The organism is Leuconostoc falkenbergense, assembly GCF_045801155.1.
Classification (GTDB): domain Bacteria; phylum Bacillota; class Bacilli; order Lactobacillales; family Lactobacillaceae; genus Leuconostoc; species Leuconostoc falkenbergense.
The window spans coordinates 2,108,064-2,127,062 of the sequence record NZ_CP174386.1 but is presented as its reverse complement, the minus strand read 5'-3'; the positions used below and the strand labels follow the sequence as shown (position 1 = coordinate 2,127,062).

The following is an 18,999-nucleotide window of genomic DNA, read 5'->3' as shown; positions in this document are numbered from 1 at the left end:
ACCCCAAAAGCATAATAGCTTTTGGGGTATTTTGTATGCAACCGTGTTTGTCAAAATCTTAAAAGTCAATATAAACTGACCAAAAATAAAACCTAATAAATGAGGGCGATTATGCTAAGGGAAACGATAAAAAACACCCAGTTTTCGATTGATAATACGGTGCAACTAACGGTTGCGACCTCCGCAAAAAAGTCTATACACGACTTTTGTGAGAAAATGTTTATTGACTAAATTGTTCATGTATAATCATTTTTATCAGCTGATGAATCAAGATCACGGAGAATAATATTAAGTATGGAAAACATTTTCAAATCGCAGTTAAGCGCCTTGCGGCAAAAAAAGCACTTGTCACAAGAATTGTTAGCACAAAAATTATTTGTCTCTAGACAATCAATATCTAAGTGGGAGAATGGAGAATCAGAACCTAACATTGATAAGCTGATTTCTATTTCAGAAATATTTTCGGTCAACTTAGATTTTTTACTTGCTGGTCATACACACGGCGATGCTTTAATATTGGAGCTGAAAAATTTAAACAAATCATTCAAAAATCCTGTTTTAAAGGATGTCAATTTATCTATTTATGGTAGAGATCGTATCGCTTTGTTGGGCAGCAATGGATCAGGTAAAACAACAATTGTTAATACGATTTTGGGCAATATCATTCCAGATAAAGGTAATGTCGTTAAACATTTTAATACGCAAGATGACCTCAGTGTTATGACGCAAGAAAACTGTTTGATTGGGTCTTTAAAGGTACGTGAACAAATTGCTTTATCTTTGAAAATATATGATGCCTACTCAAAGATCAACATAGACGCTATGCTCAAAAAATTTAGACTTACCGAGCAATCTGAAGTGATCGTGGATCAACTTTCCGGCGGACAAAAACGGCGTTTAGCATTACTTTTAACATTAATTAAACCATCAAAACTGTTGATATTGGATGAACCAACAGTGGGCATGGATTTAGAGTCAATTGATTTATTTTGGGATTATTTGGATCATGTGGGTGGCAGTGTTGTCACCATCACACATGATTTCAATCAAATTGATAACTACTTTACACGCGTCGTTTTACTAAAGGACGGTGTGATTAAGTCAGATGAATCAGTTGCCAATATTCACTCTAATAATCAGACGATTGAACATTGGTATCGTCTTATGAATCAATAATTAAAGGAGCTACTTAATGATTACTTGGATAGAAATCAAAGATACATTCAGAAATAAACGTTTTATTTTGTTTACAGTCGTTTTCCCATTGGCGTGGTATTTAATGATGTTAAGTGTTTTTAACGGCACTGCACATCATTCGGTCAATCGTTATTTGTGGTTTACAATTGCTGCGATAATCGGTATTTCCGGTAATTCTGTTGTGACTTTTTCCAAAAAAATATGTGATACCTATCAGTTTTATAAATTACAATCTCAAACTTCGCATTATAGTATCAAACGTTGGATAACAGATCAGTTTATCGTGCAAGTTATTTTGAATGCCTGTATCGTTTTTGTTATCTTACTTGCTGGCGTCTTATTTAAATCTTTGTCGATTAATTTGAGTTTAGTTATGTTAGTTATTTTGCTACTCATAATGGGGCTATATTTAAATGCGATTGGCTTTTTAATCGGTATTTATATGGATCAAAAGACAATCGCTGCGCTCAGTATGCCGTTAAGTATGGGATTTGGCGTTTTGATGATTCGCTGGGATACCGTAACGGCCGCTAACGGTATCTTGATAAAAATAATTTCGGTTATGCAGCAATTTTTCCCCGGCTACTATATTTTTGACTATATTAAAAAAATTGAACAAAGCCAATCAGTCAATCAATCTCTATTTAAATTTTTGTTGAGTGTTTTATTGATTGCCATTCCGTTTATCGTTATTTATTTGAAAAAACAGCAATTGGTAGCACGATACCATGTTAAAAACTAAGCATTTCTGCTGAATAAAGGTAGCCTCGAAAGTGAAAAAACTTGCGAGGTGTTTTTAATTTTATAATTCTAAAGCGTTGTCTTCATCAAGTTCTCGTCATAAATTAAGACGATATATTTTCAACAGAGACAAGTAAAGACCGTACTTTGAAAATAACCGGTTAAACCATTATAATAGTGAGTGACTAATAATAAATCAGTATTGAAACCTTAGTTAGGTTGATTTGATACGCTGGGGAGAATATAAATGCAAGTAGCAATCATTGGTGCCGGTCCGCGCGGTTTAGCGGTAGCTGAGCGCCTTATTAATTTGGATGACAGTGACAATCAACTTGATGTACAAATCTTTGATCCTTACGCCATCGGTGGTCGTGTTTGGGACCCCGCAATCAAACAAAACAACTTATTTTTGATGAATACAGTCATTGACCAAGTGACACTGTTCAATGATGATTCAATTGAAAACGGTGGCAAGCCTTTTTCAGGACCAAGTCTCTTTCAATGGTTAACCACCGAAGCGAGTGATTTTATTGCACAACACCCAGAATTTGATAGTGCCTATGCGAGTGAAATTTTGCAGCTGACACATACTGGTGATTTCGCAACGCGTGGTATCATGGGAATCTATGCAGCTTGGTTTTTTGAATGGTTAAAAAGACGTGTCAAAGGAAATCAAACGCTTAATTATACGAAACAAACTGTGGCCGATTTAGTTAAAATTGGGACGAAATTTCAAGTGACACTAGGTGATGGTACACAGATACTAGCAGATCAAGTCGTCATGGCATTGGGTCACTCTGATGATGAATTGACACCTGAGGAAGCTGATTTTAAGGCATTTGCCGATGAACATCACTTGACTTATATTGGACCGACCCATCCATCAGAAGCTGATTTGTCAGGTTTGACAGAAAATAATCGCGTGATTATACGCGGCTTGGGATTGAGCTTTTTTGATTATTTAGCGGCACTTTCGATTGGCAAAGGTGGGACTTTTGTCCGTGATGATTCCGGAGAGTTGATTTATCAACCATCTGGTCGTGAACCACATATCATTGCTGGTTCACGCGGTGGTTTCCCGCTACATGCGCGTGGTGTCAATGAAAAAGACGCTAGTGAGTTATACCAGCCAACTTTCTTTACGTTACCTGCTCTTGACGCGCTACGTGCTGCTGGCGACGGTAAAATGTCTTATGAAGCTTTTGAAAGCTTAGTGGTTAAGGAATTAACCTATAAACACTTGCTAAATCGCATTAATAGTGGGCAAAGTAATCTGACATATGATCAATCTGAAGCACTTAAAGTGGCATTGTTAACGAGTGGTGACTTGAATGCCACAGCTGCTGAATTTGGTTTGAGTGATATACCATCATTAGATATTGATTTGGTACGTAATCCAGCTCGTGATTTACCACATGATGCGGATTATCGCACTTGGTTACTATCGCATTTGGCTGCGAATATTGCTGACGCACGTTTGGGCAATAAATCAGCACCATTTGCTGGTGCGTTTGACATTCTGCGTGACATGCGTGATCGTGTACGCTATGTTGTGGAACATGATTATTTCTCAGTTGATGATTATGAAAAGTTTTTGACCAAATTCCGTCCGTTGGACGTTTTGGTATCAGTTGGACCACCATTACTACGTGTCGAACAACTTCGTGCGTTGATAAAAGCCGGTATTGTCGATATTACCGCCTCACAAATCAAGGTGACAACCGAGGACGGTGAGTTTGTTGCACGAGATAGCCGACAACAAGAATACCACGGGAATGCCTTAGTGGAAGCAAGATTAGGTGCAACTAACATGGCAATCGCGGTCAACCCCATTTTAGTTAATTTGCGTGATAAAGGGACACTCGTTTCGCCAACCTTGGTCCGCCAAGATGGGACAAGTTGGACATTGGGTGCTGCTAATATTGATCGCCAAACATTAGAAGTCATTGATGCAAATGGGGATCACATTCCCAATTTGTACTTGTATGGCATTCCTGTTGAAGGTAAAAAATGGTTTGGTACTGTGATTCCTCGCCCGGGTGTTAACACGGTGATTTTGCGAGAAGGTGCTGTCATCGCACAACGCATTTTGGAGAACTTGTAATGGCAAAATTATTTACAAATGCGCGACTATACCAAGAAGATGAACAGGTTTTTAGACCAAACGCATGGTTCGTGGTGGCAAATGATCATATTGTTTCACGTGGAACAAATGATGTGCCAAGTGATTTTTCAAGCTTAGAAACAATTGATTTGCAGGATCACTATGTCATGCCAAGTTTGATTAATACGCATGTGCACATTGCTAACCGCGTATTTCCTGTTGGTGCTAATCAGTTGGTCAAAACTGATGAAGAACGGATTCAAAATGGTTTGGCAAATCTTCAAACGTTGCAACAAAATGGTGTAGCGTTTGCTCGAGCATTAGCAACGACAAATGATTTAGATATTGACATTGCCAAGCGGGCTGAACAACAAAACTTGATTGGCTTACAAACTGCTGGGCGTGCAATTACAACAGTTGGTGGTCATGGTTCAAAGCAAGGAATTGTGGTTGCAACGCCTACCGAGATGCGGGCTGCCGTGCGTGGTCATTTTCTAGCAGGTGTTGATAACATCAAATTGTTTGCCAGTGGGGGCATTGCTTTTAGCCCTAATGAGCAACCTGATGATGTGCAAATGTCATTTGAGTTAATACAAGCAGCTGCTCAAGCAGTTCATGAAAAATCTCATGCTCGTTTGGCAGTCCACGAAGAAGCGCTTGAAGGCGTTAAAATTGCCTTGCGCGCTGGCGCTGATGGCATTGAACATGCTTTTGATGCTGATGATGAAGCGATTAATTTGTTTCTTAAAACGGGTGCAACATTGACGCCAACGCTGACAGCACCCTATGTAATTGTCAAACGTGGGGATGGCATTTTACCAGAATGGATGGTCAAGACAGCTTATAAATGGGCGCCGCGACACATGCGCGCTTTAGGTCAATATGCAAAAGCCGGTGTTAAATTAACACTTGGGACAGATGCCGGATCACCGCTCAATGGCTTCAATGATACGGCGTTAGAGGCGCAATTGATGGTGATGGCGGGTGCAACACCGGCCCAAGTCATACAAGCGGCTACAATTAATGGTGCTGAATTATTACATATTGAATCCGAATATGGGCACCTAAAAGTAGGCGCTTTGGCCAATTTTATCGTCATGGATCAGTCTCCGCTTGAAAATATTACTGCGGTAAATTTGCCAACCGTTTATTATAAAGGTAAACTAGTGTCAGAGGCACCAGACCGTTCTGGTGAATTAGAATACCCATTGAATAAAGGAAGCTTGGACTATTGACAATTCAGCTTATTGCAACTGATTTAGATGGTACGTTTTTGACAGATGACAAGAAGTTTGACCAAACGTTATTTCGGCGTGTTTTGAGTCAATTGAAACGTCAAAATATTGCTTTTGCCATTGCAACTGGCGTTCATCAAGAGCGAATCAACGTTATTTTTAAAGACTTTTTGAATGAACCGATTAATTTTGTGACTAATAACGGTGCGCGTGTCATTAAAAGTGATGGTTCAGTGCTGTTTTCAAAGGCTTTGTCGGTGAAGACATTAGCACACATTCAAGATTTTTTAGTCCACTATGATGTTCAACCCGATCGTGGTTTGGTCTTTTCGACTGATGAGACGGCTTATTTGCCACAGTATGCCGACATTCAAAATAGTGAACGTTATTTCAAATTTTTTAAAAATATTGTTCGCTTTGAAAATGTCACAGACATTCCGGATCCAATATATAAAGTAACAATGAGCTGGCAAAACTTTGATGAGTCTCAATTTTATCGTGACGCGCGGCTTGCATTAGGCGCTGATGTCCACATTACGGAAACGGGGACTGGTGCGATTGATATTATAGCGGCTGGCGTTAATAAAGCCGCAGCTCTCAACATTTTAGCAGAAAGCTACGGCATTAATATGGCAGATGTTGTCGCTTTTGGTGATGGTGGCAATGATGTTGAAATGTTATGCGCGGTTGGGCAACCGTTCAAAATGCCAAACGCACGCATCACGGGTGATTATCAAACAGCAGTTGATGATAATAACAACAGCGGTGTGTTGAAAACAATTCAGAAGATAACGCATTTATCATAAAAAAGCATTGCAGTTGTGCAGTGCTTTTATAATACCTGTAAGGAGGCATTATTATGGCATTAGGATTTATTGGCACTGGCGTGATGGGAACGGGCATTATTAATAATTTGCTCAAAGCTGGACATCATGTCACGGTTTATAATCGCACCCAATCAAAGGCAGATGAAGTGATTAGTCATGGCGCCGTATGGGCGGATACACCAGCAGAAGTTGCCCAACAAGCCGATATTGTTTTTAGTATGGTTGGCTATCCGCAAGATGTTGAAGATGTTTGGACCCGAGATGATGGGATTTTTGCCGGTGCTAAACCGGGTACTATTTTAGTGGATATGACCACTTCGACGCCACATTTAGCTGAACAACTGGCACAGACTGGTGCGGATTTAGGCTTTAAAGTCTTAGATGCACCAGTATCTGGTGGTGATATTGGTGCGAAATCCGGCACCCTAACTATTATGGTTGGTGGTGAGGCTGATGTGTTTGAAGCCGTTAAACCTGTTTTTGAAAGCATTGGGCAACAAATTGTGCATGTGGGTGCTGCCGGTAAAGGGCAACACATGAAGATGAGCAATAACATTGGTGTTGCCGCAACCGTCATAACAATGGCAGAATCTTTGGTGTACGCCAAAGCAGCTGGCCTAGATTTAGAAACGGCTTATAATGTTTGGCGTCAAGGGGCTGCTGGTTCTTGGTCAATTGATAACTATACGCCACGTGTTTTAAAAGGCGATTTTGCTGCCGGCTTTTATGCCAAACATTTGCTCAAAGACTTAAGAATTGCACTTGATGCCGCCAAAGAAATGGATATTGACCTCCCTAATACAGCCTTAGCAGAAAAATTGTTTGCGAAATTAAGTGTCGATCATGGGGATGAAGGGGTACAAGCAATTGTGAAATTGTGGGCGGCATTCTCGTCATAATTTGTTGCATTTTTAGTAAATAGTTGTTAATATGGTAGACAGTGTGTCAACACAAAATTTTCTATGTATACCGAGAGATACATAGTCGGAGGATATGATATGAAACGTTCTACCTTAGTCGGCGCAGTTGTCGCCGCTGTTGCAGTTATTGGCATTGGTGCCGCGGTTATCACCAACAATCAGGCTAGTAAAAAGGGCGCTTATAGTGTAGCGCTAGTGACTAGCACTGGCGGTGTTGATGATAAGTCTTTTAACCAATCCGCTTGGGCTGGTATTAAAAAATACGGCGAACAAAATGGGCTCAAACAAGGTGTTAATGGCTATTCTTACTTTGTGTCAAACGATAGCTCAGAAATTAAGTCTAACTTGCAACAAGCTGTTAAGGCCAACTACAAATTAGTTGTTGGTATTAGTTTTATGGGTGGTCCAGCAATGAAACAAGTTGCTAAAGCCAACCCTAAGACGCAATTTGCCATGGTTGAAGCAGAAGTACCATATAAAAACGCTGTTTCAATTATGTTCAAATCAGAACAATCATCTTATCTAGCAGGTGTTGCTGCCGCAACAGCCTCAAAAACAGGTAAAATTGGGTTTGTTGGTGGTGTCAAAGGCGAGGTGTTAAATCACTTTGAAGCCGGTTTTAAAGCCGGTGTATTGGCAACTAATCCTAAGGCAACATTTGTTTCACAGTACGCCAACACATTTACGGACGCGGCTAAAGGTAAGACAATTGCTGCTGCAATGTATGCGAGCGGTGTTGATGTGATATTCCAAGCTGCTGGTGCAACTGGTAACGGTGTTTTTGCTGAAGCTAAGGCTGAAAATCAAGCAACTACTGCAGACAAAAAGGTCTGGGTCGTTGGGGTTGATATGGACCAAAAAGCTGATGGTAACTACACTACCAAAGATGGTCAAAAGAGCAACTTTACGCTAGCGTCAGCTATCAAACGTGTTGATAATGCAGTCGTTTTGGTGGCTAATCAAGGTAAAAAAGGTAACTTCCCCGGTGGCAAAACAGTTACTTATGGCTTGAAAGAAAAAGGTGTCGATATTGCACGTGACAGCATGCCAGACAATGCTTGGCAAGCAGCACAAAAAGCAAAACAACAAATTTTAGCTGGCAAAATTTCAGTGCCAACTGATCCTACAAAAGTTAAACAATAATTAAGGCTAAGTCTAAAACTTTGATTTACTTGTGCTTGGCTTGAATTCATGGTATGATTATTAGCGAATTGCAAAGTTTTTGCAGGTAAAAATCGCGATTGGAGGTGAACACACATGAAGCGTACATACCAACCAAAGAAGCGTCATCGTGAACGCGTACACGGATTCCGTAAGCGTATGAGCACGAGCAACGGTCGTAAAGTTTTGGCTCGCCGTCGTGCAAAGGGCCGCAAGGTTCTATCTGCCTAACAAGGTCGCTGCTCTGCAGTGGCTTTTTTATTTATAAGTTGAAGCTGATACCTGTACTCAGGCAGCTTCGGCAAATCTAATTTTGAATGCGGGTCAACCGCGTACATAATAGGGAGCCGCGTCACGTTATGAGAAAAACATTCCGTATAAAAAAGCCAGAAGAATTTCAACAGGTTTTTAATAAGCATCATTCGGTAGCGAATAAGTATTTTATCGTCTATCAAATGACTAAAACTGACCAAAAGCACTTTCGTGTTGGTTTATCTGTTAGCAAAAAAGTCGGTAAGGCCCATGACAGAGTGTGGGTAAAGCGGCGCATACGACAGAGTTTATTAGAATTAAAACCACAAATGCCTCAAGAGTTGGATTTATTAGTGATTGCGCGACCAGCCGCCGCACATCAAAGTCAAAAGTTCTTAAAAGAGCAGATGATTCATGTGTTAAAATTGGCTAAGATATTGAAAGAAGAGAATGCATGAAACGTTTTGAGAATATTTTAAAGAGTATTGGCCCTATGCCATTAGTGATGTCAGTTGTGGCATTGGGTTTGATTATTGTTTCTGGCTTATCCTATGATGGACAAGTTGCGTCCCATAGTTTTTGGAGTGCCATTGTTGCCGTCTTCACCCGTGCCATCTTAGGTGCATCAAGTTGGTTTGGTAATAATTATGGTATGGGTATTATCCTGTTCACGATTTTCATTCGCTTCTTGATTTTGCCATTGATGGTCTATCAAGTCCGTTCCATGATGAAAATGCAAGTGGTCCAGCCAGCATTGAAGGCCCTGCAAGCTAAATATCCGGGGAAAGATACGGAAAGTCGTCAATTAATGATGGCGGAACAGCAAGCATTATATAAAAATGCTGGCGTTAATCCATTCGCCTCAATGCTACCATTGATTGTTCAAATGCCAATTTTGATTGCGTTGTACCAGTCAATCTGGAATTCACCGGTGTTGCGCTCAGGTAAGTTTTTATGGTTAGAATTAGGTAGTAACGATCCGTACTACATTTTGCCAGTATTGGCTGCATTATTCACCTTTGCTTCATCATGGTTGTCAATGCAATCCAATCCAGACCAAAATGGGATAACTAAGGCAATGCCTTATCTATTCCCAGTGATTATCTTCTTCTCAGCCTTGGCAGTGCCTAGTGCATTGTCACTTTACTGGGTTGTGGGTAACGCTTTCCAAACTGTACAAACGTTCTTCTTGCAAAACCCATTCAAAATTCGTCGCGAACGAGAAGCAGCTGTGGCACTTGAAAAAGAAAAGCAACGTAAAATTAAAAAGGCACGTCGCGGTAAGCGTAAGTGATACTCAAAAAGGCAACCAAATGCGTTGCCTTTTTTGTATACAATCATGTTTGAAACCGATATATGTTATAATATGATGTAATATTGAAGAGGTAGAGTAAGTGAAAAATTTTATCAAAAATTGGGTTGTGCCAATTGTCATTGGATTAGCCATTGCGATGTTAATTCGGACTTTTTGGTTCACTTTGGTTAAAGTTGATGGGCCTTCAATGTGGCCTAGTTTAGAAAATAGTGAGCTTGTTATCGAAAATAAATTGGCGACGATTAAACGTGGTGATGTGATTGTATTTGATGCAACGCATGAAGATCCACAAATCAAGTCAGGGCATAAGGACTATGTGAAACGCGTTATTGCGGTCGCTGGTGATACAGTGGAGCATCGTGGCGCTAACTTATATGTTAACGGCAAAAAGGTCAATCAAGACTATATTGATAATGATCAGCGCACCAGTGGTACGTGGGGAAATTGGACGCTGAAGACATTGTCAGCTCGCGAGGATTTGTGGCAAAAGAAAGATCAGAACAAAAGTGTGGTGCCTAAAAATATGTATTTTGTCCTAGGAGATCATCGTTCCGTATCAAATGATAGCCGCATGTTTGGCTTTATTGAAAAGAAACATATATTAGGTAAGGTTTACGTACCATTTTGGAATTCAGATACCAAAGCAAAAGAGAACGTCAATGACCAATCAAAAGAGTTTTTTGCCAAATAAAGTAGCGACCGAACTTGTACTACGCGCAATGCGACCTGAAGATTCAGACGCAGTTGCGCGTATTTATTTGGAGAGCCGACAACATCATTTTCCATGGGTGAAACACCCTAGGCTAGCTGATTTTTTGGCAGATTCTCGTGGTGAGCGAGTGATGGTAGCTATTTTTGGAAATGAGATTGTCGGCTTTGCGTCGTTATCTGAATGGGATCATTTTTTGCATTTGTTATTTGTTAAAGAGGGCTGGCAAGGTTATGGTATTGGGGCACGTTTGTTAGAGTGGGCGCGTCAGGCTGTGACTGAACCGCTAGAATTGAAGGTAGTTTTAGCTAATGTTGGCGCACAACGATTCTATGACCGTGAGGGCTTTGTCCGGATTAGAAAATCTCAGCTCGCTAGACCACAGAATGTGACGTACAGGGATGGTAGAAAATGATTGACACAGTTAAAGCAGTTAAAAATTTTAAATGGTATCACGTGTCAAATTTGACGCCGGAAGAGCATCAACGGTTGATATCAGAGCATCATTTGACCAATGAAATGATTAATTATGCGGTCGACCACAATGAAAGTGTCCGTATGGAATACGATCATGCTGCTGATGAAGCATTAATGGTAATTGACGTGATTTCTTATCACCCTAAAAATGTGGAAACGCGACCAATCGGCATTTTGTTTGCACATGGGGATGTTTATACTTTCACGCACGAGCCAACTGATTACATTAAAACGGTGTTGTTAGAGCCACAAAATCAGCAAGTTCGTGCTGCTGATGACGATATTAGTGCCTTTGATTTCATTATGACAGGGCTTTATTCATTAATGACGCGCTATGTTGATGAAATCACGTCTATTAATCGCAAAAGACGTGTCATTCAAGCACAATTTGCTGAGAAAAAACGTACAACACAGCAAATGAATGATTTGTTACATTTGCAAACGCAAATGATTTATATTCAAAATTCATTAGCCAATAATCATGCAATGCTGGATAATTATCGGACGGACTTCAAAAAAACGTTGCAAGATTTCGAGCTAGAACATATTGATGATGTTCGTGTGGAAGTTGGTCAAGCTGAACACATGGCTAATTTGGCTATGGAAGTGATTAATTCGGTGAGTGATGCGCTGGGAAATTTGAGTAATCGTGACCTGAACTGGACGATGAAAGTCTTAACGGTCTATTCCATTGTGTTGACTGTACCGACAATTGTTAGTGGCTTTTATGGGGAAAACGTCAAGTGGCTACCATTTGCTGCAGCGCAAAGTGGCTGGTGGGTGACACTCGTCATTACTGCAGTATTGATGGCTGTTGTCAGTTTGTTGCTGTTGTTGAGTGGGTTCTTTAGAAAATAAAAAACGAATGGGCAACTTATTGTTGTCCATTCGTTTTATTATGGCGTCTCACTCAACGTCCATGTTAATTCTGATTCTAGTTGTTTGCCAAGCAATGTTGTATCAAGTACAGCGCTTGGGTTCAACCAAATGCTGAAGTTTTTGGTATCATCATGATTAAAAGCAATACTCTTGGTCGCAGTCGCTGATGTGCCCGACCAGAAACTGCAAGCTCCCGTGGACAAATCATTAGCGCCATATTTAATCTTCAAATTTGACTTAGCAATCGTAGCTGATTCACCATCAGTTGTCCAGTCGCTTGTTTGTGCCACGGTAACATTATACGTTGTACTGTTATCTAAATGTTTTAAGCTCACTAAGCCGGTTGCCATGTTGGTTGCCAGAGGGCTATTGCCATTAAAGAAGTCACTAGCCCCTAACGTGCCAAAGGTAAGTGATGAAATCGTATCAATCGCAGGTGTGGGTTGAACTGACTGATTAGCCCAGACATAAGTCGTTGGTTCCGTTCGATTAGCGTACATTTCTGTCGTTGTGACCATTGCCCCTTGAGGATAATAATCTGTACCATTACCAACGATTTGCCAACTTTTTGCAGTTGTCTTGTAACTTGTACCCGGAATCGTTGTGCCAATGGAAGGCGCCGCTTGAAAGCTAGGATTACCAGAAAATATCATGTTTTCTCCTAGGGTGACTTTCCAGAGACGGGTAGTATAGTGAAACATGTTGCTAACAGTAGCATTAGAAGTATTCCAATTCGACATATCCAACGTTCTTAAGTAGTGGGCCTCCTCAAACATACTGGTAAAATCCGTCACTTTGGTCACATCCCAATTGCTCAAATCTAAACTGGTCACGCCACCGCTGTACACGCTAAGTCTATAAAACATAGCGCTCATATCAGTGACATTGGTCGTCTTAAAATTCGTCAAGGTTAGATTGGTTAACAAAAGCATATTACAAAACATAAGACTCATATCCACGTCGCTAGCCGTTCGACCAACACCCCAATCAGTCAGGTCCAGTGTTGTTAACGCTGCACCGTCAAACATACTGGTAAAATCCGTCACTTTGGTCACATCCCAATCACTTAAATCTAAGCTTGTCACACCAATGTCCAAAAACATATCGCTCATATCAGTGACATTGGTCGTCTTAAAATTCGTCAACGTTAAATTGGTTAACTCTGGCGTGCGAAAAAACATTCTATACATACTCACGTCGCTAGCCGTTCGACCAACCCCCCAATTAGTCAGGTCCAGTGTTGTTAACGCTGACGTATTACCAAACATACCTGAAAATGATCTCACTTTGGTCACATCCCAATTACTCAAATCTAAGCTGGTCACGCCACTGCCATAAAACATAGCAAACATAGTAGTCACATTGCTTGTAACGAACGTACTCAAATCTAGTGTTGACAAAGCTTTATCATTTTCAAACCAACGTGTCATATTGGTCACGTGTGAAGTAGTAAGATTATTCAAATCAATGAATCCGCTTAACTTTGTTAAAGTACCAAACAAAGATTCCTTAGCCTCGGGCGCATAAACTTCGCTTTCAAACTGAATATGGATGACTGTTTGTGGGTCAATACCAGCATTCGTTAAATTACCGTAAAGATGTTCTGATAATGTACCCTCACCAAAGACCAACAAGCCAGTAGCAGAATCAAACGTCCAAGTGGAAGTCCCGTTGGTATTAGTTGTAATCGCTTTTGGAGCTTTATTTTTGGCAACCGGTGTCTGGCTATCAGTTGCTTCAGACGCTTCTTTGACTTCGGGTTCTGACACCCCACTGTCTTCAACTGGTTCCTCAACTGTTTCAGTCTCATCTACTTCTGGCTCTGATGATGGTTCCTCAGAAGATGGCTCACCAACATTAGCGTCCACACGTTGAATCAATTCCTGCAAGTCAGAACGCCCCTCATTTGGCAAACGCATTGTCGTTGCTGGTTGGTTATTATTTTTTTCTGATAGTTGAGAGGCTGTCACAGCTTGCAGAGGGCCTGATAAAGTCATTAATAAGGTGATAATGATAATATATAATGATTTTCTAACGCGCATATTTCCACTCCATAGTAGTCTAGACCCTCATTCTACTAGGGGGGTGGAAGATAAGACGACTTTTAAGTGAACAAATTGTGAATTTTGACGTTTAATTGCAGTCGTTCACGATGTTAGTGCTGTAAACGTAATGACAATACTGCTCTGCAAAAAGAATACCGTGAAAAACTTGCATTCTTAACATGTAATTTGATAAGCTATAAGCATAAATTAATTGCAGATATAATTGGTTAAAAATGGTGACCTAGTTTCTACCGCACGCCAAAAAGTGCGACTATCGCAAGTTAGTATTCGATTACAAGACAATGCTGGCCTTTTCTGATAGGGAAATGGTCAGTTTTTTTAATTGCAGCGAGAAATCGAGGGAAAAATGGATAACGCGGTGAAACAAAACAAAGTACAATCTTTGTTCTTAGGATTACAACATGTGCTAGCGATGTATTCGGGCGGTGTGTTGGTGCCTTTGCTGATTGGAACAGCCTTGAAATTTTCGGCGGCACAGATGGCTTATTTGATTTCAGTGGATATTTTGATGACTGGTGTGGCAACATTGCTACAACTGAAGCGAACACCATTAACTGGTATTGCCATGCCCGTCGTGCTTGGTTCAGCCATTCAATCCGTATCACCCTTGATTAACATTGGTAGTACGTTGGGCATTGGTGCGATGTATGGTGCAACCATCTCTGCCGGAATTTTTGTTTTCCTAATTGGTGGGCTATTTGCCAAATTGCGTGCCTATTTTCCACCAGTTGTCACTGGTTCTCTGATTACAGTGATTGGCTTTACTTTGATACCTGTTGCCTTACTGAATTGGGGTGGCGGTGATGTGAGTGCCAAGAGTTATGGTGATTTAAGCAATTTATTGGTCGGTTTAGTCACGATTATTATTATTTTAGGTTTTATGTTGTTTGCTAAGGGCTTCGTTAAAGCAATCGCAATTCTATTAGGCATTATCTTAGGCACTGTGTTTGCAGCGTTTTTAGGTAAAGTATCACTTGACCCTGTTGCTTCCGCTGCTTGGGTGCACGTGCCAACGCCATTTTTCTTGGGTGTTCCGACATTTCATACCTCAGCTATTATCACAATGATCGTGATTGTATTAACGAGTATGATTGAATCAACGGGTGTTTACTTTGCGTTAGCTGATTTGACTGGTCGTAAGCTAAGTGCACACGACATGGCCAATGGTTACCGAGCCGAAGGCTTAGGGGTCATTTTGTCTGGTATTTTTAACACATTTCCCTATTCAACCTTCAGTCAAAACGTTGGTGTGGTTAGACTTTCAGGCGTGAAAACGAAACAACCGATTTATTTTGCAGCAATTATTTTAATTATTATTGGTTTGCTACCAAAGTTTGGCGCATTAGCAACGATAATCCCAAGTGCTGTATTGGGTGGTGCAATGTTTGTTATGTTTGGGACGATTGGTGTGCAAGGTGTCAATATTTTACGTCACGTCAACTTTGATTCTGAGAAAAACTTAGTGATTGCAGCGTTATCAATTGGCGGTGGCATTGGTGTAACGGTCTACCCACAATTTTTCCAGCATTTGCCACAAACCATTCAACTGATTGTGACCAACAGTGTGGTCGTGACATCAATTTTAGCAGTTGTGTTGAACATGATTCTTAATGGTAAAATTAATGGCGACGGCGAACAAGTAATGGATGGTAAAATAGTTGAAAAGGGGTTAGCACAATGAAATTGTTAGAAGAGCGCATTCAAAAAGATGGTCGGGTATTAAATGAAGACGTCTTAAAAGTCGATTCATTTTTGAACCATCAAATTGATCCAGAACTGATGCAAGCAATGGGACAAGAGTTTGCGCGTTTATTTGCTAATGAGAAGATTGATAAGGTCCTAACGGTTGAAACTTCTGGTATTGCACCAGCCGTTTTTGCTGGATTGGCGCTACACGTGCCGGTTGTTTTTGCGCGTAAAAACAAGTCATTAACGTTGCCAGATAATGTGTGGACTGCTGACGTCTATTCATTTACTAAGCAAACAACCAATCATATCATGATTGACAAGCGCTTTTTGACAGCAGGCGAGAATGTGCTCATTATTGATGACTTCTTAGCTAACGGTCAGGCGGTTGATGGTTTACTGACAATTGCCCAAGATGCTGATTTAAACGTTGTTGGTGCCGGTATTGTCATTGAAAAAACTTTCCAAAAAGGACGCCAGCTACTAGATGAGCGTGGCATTCATGTGGAAAGTTTGGCAAGAATTAAGGCTTTTGTCAACGGTCAAGTTGAATTTCTATAATTGGGTGGCAATTTTTGCGAAATGTTTATGCCATTTCAAGACATCAGCACGATTTTCATGCGCTGAGCGAATTAAATAAAATGAACGATTAAAATTACTATTTAAAGATTGATAAGGGACGCCATTGGGCAGTGTTTGAATACTGACAATCGACTTACCAAAGTTTTCTGCCAGCATTTTGACAATCACGTCGTTGTTGGCAATGGTTAGAAAATGGTCTGGGACAATGTCTTCTTGCTTGAAATATTGTTGCGTGTAATGATACACACCAGAACCTTTTTCACGCACCAGCCATAAGTCGCTACTAAGATTACCGGCTAGCACTAACTGGTCGGCAGCAATGGCTTCACGCACAATAAAATCATGTGTAATCGGCTTTTCAATTAAGCCAATATCAAACTGATGATTCAATACACCAGCTAGAATTTCCTCGGAATTATGCATTTCGATTTGGAAATCAGTGGTATTGAAATCATCTTTTTTAATATGAGCTACCATTTTAGGCAATAAGACGGTTGCTGACGTTTGCGAGGCACCAATTTTGATAGTGGTCCGTTGATTTTGAACAAGACTGTCGGTGGTCTTTTGCCAATCATCTAAAAGCGCTAGCGCCCGCTGATACAACATACGGGCATTAGTTGTCGGTGCTAACTCGGTACGGCCATTTCGGTCAAATAGGGTTGTCTTTAATTCAGTTTCCAGTTGCTTAATATGAACACTGACACTGGGTTGCGAAATGAATAATTGGTCTGCTGCCTTTGAAAAAGACCGCGTTTCATAGACTGCAATGAATGTTTGTAATAATTTGAACATAGCCCATTCCTATTAGTTTTTTTAATTGAATACATTATAAATATTTATTTTACAAATAGCAAATGCAGGGGTAATATTATCTGTATTATAACTTTAAGGATTGACGGGAGAGAACATGAAAATAAAAGCAAATATGGTATCGGGTATTATCATTACCTTAATTTTGTCTTTTGTCGCTAAAATTTTGGCGAACTGGTTACCTTTTTTGGGCGCAGAAGCGATTGCGATGTTGTTAGGTATTTTATTAGGCAACACTGTGTTAAATCGCGGTTCATTTGCACCGGGGATGAAATGGGCGGAAAAATATCCGATTGAAATTGGTATTGCTTTGATGGGACTGACCGTAACATTGCGAACCATCGAGAATTTGGGCATCAACGGGTTGGCCTTTATTCTAATTCAAATGACATTAACAATTGTTATTGTGCTATGGATGGGCGGCCGACTGTTTAAGGTCAGTGATAAGTCAGCCATGTTAATGGGAGCTGGAAATGCGGTTTGTGGTTCAAGCGCCATTGCCTCGGTGGCGCCGGCCATTGGTGCCAATGATGATCAACGGCGCACAGCAGTTGCGACTGTTAGTTTAACTGGTGTGGTGTTATTGCTATTGCTGCCAGTTGTTGGCCCGCATTTAGTTGGCAATCATAATTTATTATTAGGTGCATTAGTTGGTGGTGTTGTTCAGTCAGTTGGTCAAGTTGTTGGAACGGCGGCCTTAATTAACCCAACAGTTGTGACCTATGCGACTTTGTTTAAAATGTTGCGGGTTATCATGTTAACGGTCGTTGTCTTGGTATTTGCAAAGATGGCACAAAAGCGTGACCAAGGAAACGGTGAGACAAAAGTTGCTTCAAAAGGGCTTAAAATTCCATGGTTCATCATTGCTTTCGTTGTTTTGCTGTTAGTCAATAGTTTTTTGCCAATGCCACATTTGCTGACGTTAGGGGCAAAAGAAGTTTCTGGTTTCTTCGGTGTTGTTAACTTAGCAGGAATTGGACTAAACTTGAAACTGGATATTATTAAGAAATCTGGTAGCAAGTTCTTGAGTTATGGTTTGGTCACAGGTTTCGTACAGATTGTTTTGGCGGTTATTTTAATTCATGTTTTGTTTTAATCGGCCCGAAAGGGAATGATCCTCTATCTCTGCGTTATCAGCGCAACGCTCTACCATTGAGCTACAAGCCTATGAAGAAGATGTTTCATGTGAAACATCTTTTTTTGTTAGTCGACTTCGACAGTGACAGTGCCAAAATCGTCACTAAATTGCGCTGACCAAGTACCAGCTGTCAAAGATGGTGGTAGTAAAAATGTGCCGGTTGAAGCATGTGTTCCCGCAGGGAATTTTTTGCCTTGTGAAAATAATTTGCCTACTAACCACTTCAAAGAGAAAACAGGGTTGCCAAGTACTTCAGATCCTTGACCACTGGCTACTTCTTCACCATTGTGGGTGAGAACAGCTTTTACATCAGCTAGTGTTTTGAGTGTCAAGTCAGCACCGTCACGAGCCGTTCCATAAACAACAGCACCACCGACAGCAGTGTCACTCAAAACTAAATATTTGTCTAATTTTGGAAACCAATTGGCAAAGCGCGCGTCGGGCAATTCCAGTGCTGGTGCGACGGTTGTGTGTTGTAGCAATTCTTCCGGTGTCATGTCGGGCGTGAGATCTTCTTTGGCTGTGAAGAGCATTTCAACTTCCACAAGTGGTTCATTATAATCACTCAGGTGAAATTTAGTATTAGAAGGTAAGAATTTGTTGGCCAGTTGACCACCATAAAGTGGGGAATCTGAGTCGAACATCGCTTGTGTTTCAGGTGATGTCAATGACACTTTATAGCCGGCGACTGGTTCACCTTTTTGTTTAAGAACAGCATCTTGTACTTGATACGCCTCTTCAAAACTGTTGACAACGCCAACAAAAGCGTCGCGGTCAAGTGGCGTATTGGTGGCGAAAGCCTGATATAAATGGTTAGCTAATTCTTGTGATGTCGTCATAATTTTCCTCCGAGATATTGTGCTACCAAAGTGGTAGTCACTGTGCTATGGCAAATAAAAA

At 40.7% G+C, this 18,999-nt stretch carries 19 protein-coding genes, 1 tRNA gene and 1 riboswitch; of the genes, 16 read left to right on the top strand and 4 right to left on the bottom strand.

What is annotated here, in order from left to right; all coding sequences use genetic code 11:
- The first annotated feature begins 294 nt into the window (after positions 1–294).
- The 13 genes from ACI3ES_RS10990 (at position 295) to ACI3ES_RS10930 (ending at position 11,796) form a co-directional block, all read left to right on the top strand.
- Positions 295–1,176: an XRE family transcriptional regulator gene (locus ACI3ES_RS10990; RefSeq protein WP_114667551.1), complete on the top strand. Its 882-nt coding sequence runs from the start codon at positions 295–297 to the stop codon at positions 1,174–1,176.
- 16 nt (positions 1,177–1,192) lie between these two features.
- On the top strand, positions 1,193–1,939 hold the full coding sequence (locus ACI3ES_RS10985) for a multidrug ABC transporter permease (protein ID WP_114667552.1): 747 nt from the start codon (positions 1,193–1,195) through the stop codon (positions 1,937–1,939).
- A gap of 246 nt (positions 1,940–2,185) precedes the next feature.
- Positions 2,186–4,042 carry an FAD/NAD(P)-binding protein gene (locus tag ACI3ES_RS10980; protein ID WP_114667553.1) on the top strand — a complete coding sequence of 619 codons (1,857 nt, stop codon included), beginning with the start codon at positions 2,186–2,188 and terminating at the stop codon, positions 4,040–4,042.
- Positions 4,042–5,277, top strand: coding sequence for an amidohydrolase family protein (locus ACI3ES_RS10975; RefSeq protein ID WP_142511821.1), 1,236 nt, complete (start codon positions 4,042–4,044; stop codon positions 5,275–5,277). The genes ACI3ES_RS10980 and ACI3ES_RS10975 overlap by 1 nt, the downstream gene beginning before the upstream one ends.
- Positions 5,274–6,083, top strand: a complete 810-nt coding sequence (locus ACI3ES_RS10970) for an HAD-IIB family hydrolase (RefSeq protein ID WP_114667555.1) — start codon at positions 5,274–5,276, stop codon at positions 6,081–6,083. The genes ACI3ES_RS10975 and ACI3ES_RS10970 overlap by 4 nt, the downstream gene beginning before the upstream one ends.
- A gap of 53 nt (positions 6,084–6,136) precedes the next feature.
- Positions 6,137–7,003: an NAD(P)-dependent oxidoreductase gene (locus ACI3ES_RS10965; protein ID WP_114667556.1), complete on the top strand. Its 867-nt coding sequence runs from the start codon at positions 6,137–6,139 to the stop codon at positions 7,001–7,003.
- A 99-nt stretch (positions 7,004–7,102) separates the two neighbouring features.
- Complete coding sequence (locus tag ACI3ES_RS10960; protein ID WP_004913479.1) at positions 7,103–8,167, top strand: BMP family protein; 1,065 nt, start codon at positions 7,103–7,105, stop codon at positions 8,165–8,167.
- 114 nt (positions 8,168–8,281) lie between these two features.
- Positions 8,282–8,416 (top strand): 50S ribosomal protein L34, encoded by a 135-nt coding sequence (rpmH, locus tag ACI3ES_RS10955; protein WP_002816117.1) that lies wholly within the window; start codon positions 8,282–8,284, stop codon positions 8,414–8,416.
- A 128-nt stretch (positions 8,417–8,544) separates the two neighbouring features.
- A complete protein-coding gene (gene rnpA, locus ACI3ES_RS10950; RefSeq protein WP_114667557.1) occupies positions 8,545–8,895 on the top strand; it encodes a ribonuclease P protein component in 351 nt (116 codons plus the stop codon).
- A complete protein-coding gene (locus ACI3ES_RS10945; protein ID WP_080519565.1) occupies positions 8,892–9,731 on the top strand; it encodes a YidC/Oxa1 family membrane protein insertase in 840 nt (279 codons plus the stop codon). The genes rnpA and ACI3ES_RS10945 overlap by 4 nt, the downstream gene beginning before the upstream one ends.
- Before the next feature lie 100 nt (positions 9,732–9,831).
- Positions 9,832–10,443, top strand: coding sequence for a signal peptidase I (gene lepB / locus ACI3ES_RS10940; protein WP_114667558.1), 612 nt, complete (start codon positions 9,832–9,834; stop codon positions 10,441–10,443).
- Positions 10,412–10,876 (top strand): GNAT family N-acetyltransferase, encoded by a 465-nt coding sequence (locus tag ACI3ES_RS10935; RefSeq protein WP_114667559.1) that lies wholly within the window; start codon positions 10,412–10,414, stop codon positions 10,874–10,876. Before lepB ends, ACI3ES_RS10935 begins: the two co-directional genes overlap by 32 nt.
- Positions 10,873–11,796, top strand: a complete 924-nt coding sequence (locus tag ACI3ES_RS10930; protein WP_004915131.1) for a magnesium transporter CorA family protein — start codon at positions 10,873–10,875, stop codon at positions 11,794–11,796. Before ACI3ES_RS10935 ends, ACI3ES_RS10930 begins: the two co-directional genes overlap by 4 nt.
- 38 nt (positions 11,797–11,834) lie before the next feature.
- On the opposite strand, the gene ACI3ES_RS10925 is transcribed toward ACI3ES_RS10930, so the two are convergent.
- Positions 11,835–13,859 (bottom strand): BspA family leucine-rich repeat surface protein, encoded by a 2,025-nt coding sequence (locus tag ACI3ES_RS10925; protein ID WP_407631996.1) that lies wholly within the window; start codon positions 13,857–13,859, stop codon positions 11,835–11,837.
- A gap of 198 nt (positions 13,860–14,057) precedes the next feature.
- Positions 14,058–14,155, top strand: a riboswitch (purine riboswitch).
- A 74-nt stretch (positions 14,156–14,229) separates the two neighbouring features.
- Here ACI3ES_RS10925 and ACI3ES_RS10920 point away from each other — a divergent pair.
- Together ACI3ES_RS10920 and ACI3ES_RS10915 are read left to right on the top strand one after the other, a co-directional pair.
- Positions 14,230–15,564: a nucleobase:cation symporter-2 family protein gene (locus ACI3ES_RS10920; protein ID WP_114667158.1), complete on the top strand. Its 1,335-nt coding sequence runs from the start codon at positions 14,230–14,232 to the stop codon at positions 15,562–15,564.
- Positions 15,561–16,130, top strand: coding sequence for a xanthine phosphoribosyltransferase (locus tag ACI3ES_RS10915; RefSeq protein WP_004915122.1), 570 nt, complete (start codon positions 15,561–15,563; stop codon positions 16,128–16,130). The genes ACI3ES_RS10920 and ACI3ES_RS10915 overlap by 4 nt, the downstream gene beginning before the upstream one ends.
- Here the strand turns inward: ACI3ES_RS10915 and ACI3ES_RS10910 are convergent.
- Positions 16,125–16,943 carry a LysR family transcriptional regulator gene (locus ACI3ES_RS10910; protein WP_114667157.1) on the bottom strand — a complete coding sequence of 273 codons (819 nt, stop codon included), beginning with the start codon at positions 16,941–16,943 and terminating at the stop codon, positions 16,125–16,127. The genes ACI3ES_RS10915 and ACI3ES_RS10910 overlap by 6 nt on opposite strands.
- 115 nt (positions 16,944–17,058) lie before the next feature.
- Here ACI3ES_RS10910 and ACI3ES_RS10905 point away from each other — a divergent pair, with 115 nt between their 5' ends.
- On the top strand, positions 17,059–18,057 hold the full coding sequence (locus ACI3ES_RS10905) for a YeiH family protein (protein ID WP_114667156.1): 999 nt from the start codon (positions 17,059–17,061) through the stop codon (positions 18,055–18,057).
- Here ACI3ES_RS10905 and ACI3ES_RS10900 read toward each other — a convergent pair.
- Both ACI3ES_RS10900 and ACI3ES_RS10895 read right to left on the bottom strand, forming a co-directional pair.
- A tRNA-Ile gene (locus ACI3ES_RS10900) sits at positions 18,058–18,128 on the bottom strand.
- Between the two features lie 36 nt (positions 18,129–18,164).
- Positions 18,165–18,938 (bottom strand): 2-keto-4-pentenoate hydratase, encoded by a 774-nt coding sequence (locus tag ACI3ES_RS10895; protein WP_004915116.1) that lies wholly within the window; start codon positions 18,936–18,938, stop codon positions 18,165–18,167.
- Between the last annotated feature and the right edge of the window lie 61 nt (positions 18,939–18,999).

Excerpts from the sequence above, each read along its gene's own strand:
- ACI3ES_RS10990 (WP_114667551.1), top strand. The coding sequence starts at position 295 with ATGGAAAACATTTTCAAATCGCAGTTAAGCGCCTTGCGGCAAAAAAAG.
- ACI3ES_RS10985 (WP_114667552.1), top strand. The coding sequence starts at position 1,193 with ATGATTACTTGGATAGAAATCAAAGATACATTCAGAAATAAACGTTTT.
- ACI3ES_RS10980 (WP_114667553.1), top strand. The coding sequence starts at position 2,186 with ATGCAAGTAGCAATCATTGGTGCCGGTCCGCGCGGTTTAGCGGTAGCT.
- ACI3ES_RS10975 (WP_142511821.1), top strand. The coding sequence starts at position 4,042 with ATGGCAAAATTATTTACAAATGCGCGACTATACCAAGAAGATGAACAG.
- ACI3ES_RS10965 (WP_114667556.1), top strand. The coding sequence starts at position 6,137 with ATGGCATTAGGATTTATTGGCACTGGCGTGATGGGAACGGGCATTATT.
- ACI3ES_RS10960 (WP_004913479.1), top strand. The coding sequence starts at position 7,103 with ATGAAACGTTCTACCTTAGTCGGCGCAGTTGTCGCCGCTGTTGCAGTT.
- rpmH (WP_002816117.1), top strand. The coding sequence starts at position 8,282 with ATGAAGCGTACATACCAACCAAAGAAGCGTCATCGTGAACGCGTACAC.
- rnpA (WP_114667557.1), top strand. The coding sequence starts at position 8,545 with ATGAGAAAAACATTCCGTATAAAAAAGCCAGAAGAATTTCAACAGGTT.
- ACI3ES_RS10945 (WP_080519565.1), top strand. The coding sequence starts at position 8,892 with ATGAAACGTTTTGAGAATATTTTAAAGAGTATTGGCCCTATGCCATTA.
- ACI3ES_RS10935 (WP_114667559.1), top strand. The coding sequence starts at position 10,412 with ATGACCAATCAAAAGAGTTTTTTGCCAAATAAAGTAGCGACCGAACTT.
- ACI3ES_RS10930 (WP_004915131.1), top strand. The coding sequence starts at position 10,873 with ATGATTGACACAGTTAAAGCAGTTAAAAATTTTAAATGGTATCACGTG.
- ACI3ES_RS10925 (WP_407631996.1), bottom strand. The coding sequence starts at position 13,859 with ATGCGCGTTAGAAAATCATTATATATTATCATTATCACCTTATTAATG.
- ACI3ES_RS10920 (WP_114667158.1), top strand. The coding sequence starts at position 14,230 with ATGGATAACGCGGTGAAACAAAACAAAGTACAATCTTTGTTCTTAGGA.
- ACI3ES_RS10915 (WP_004915122.1), top strand. The coding sequence starts at position 15,561 with ATGAAATTGTTAGAAGAGCGCATTCAAAAAGATGGTCGGGTATTAAAT.
- ACI3ES_RS10910 (WP_114667157.1), bottom strand. The coding sequence starts at position 16,943 with ATGTTCAAATTATTACAAACATTCATTGCAGTCTATGAAACGCGGTCT.
- ACI3ES_RS10905 (WP_114667156.1), top strand. The coding sequence starts at position 17,059 with ATGAAAATAAAAGCAAATATGGTATCGGGTATTATCATTACCTTAATT.
- ACI3ES_RS10895 (WP_004915116.1), bottom strand. The coding sequence starts at position 18,938 with ATGACGACATCACAAGAATTAGCTAACCATTTATATCAGGCTTTCGCC.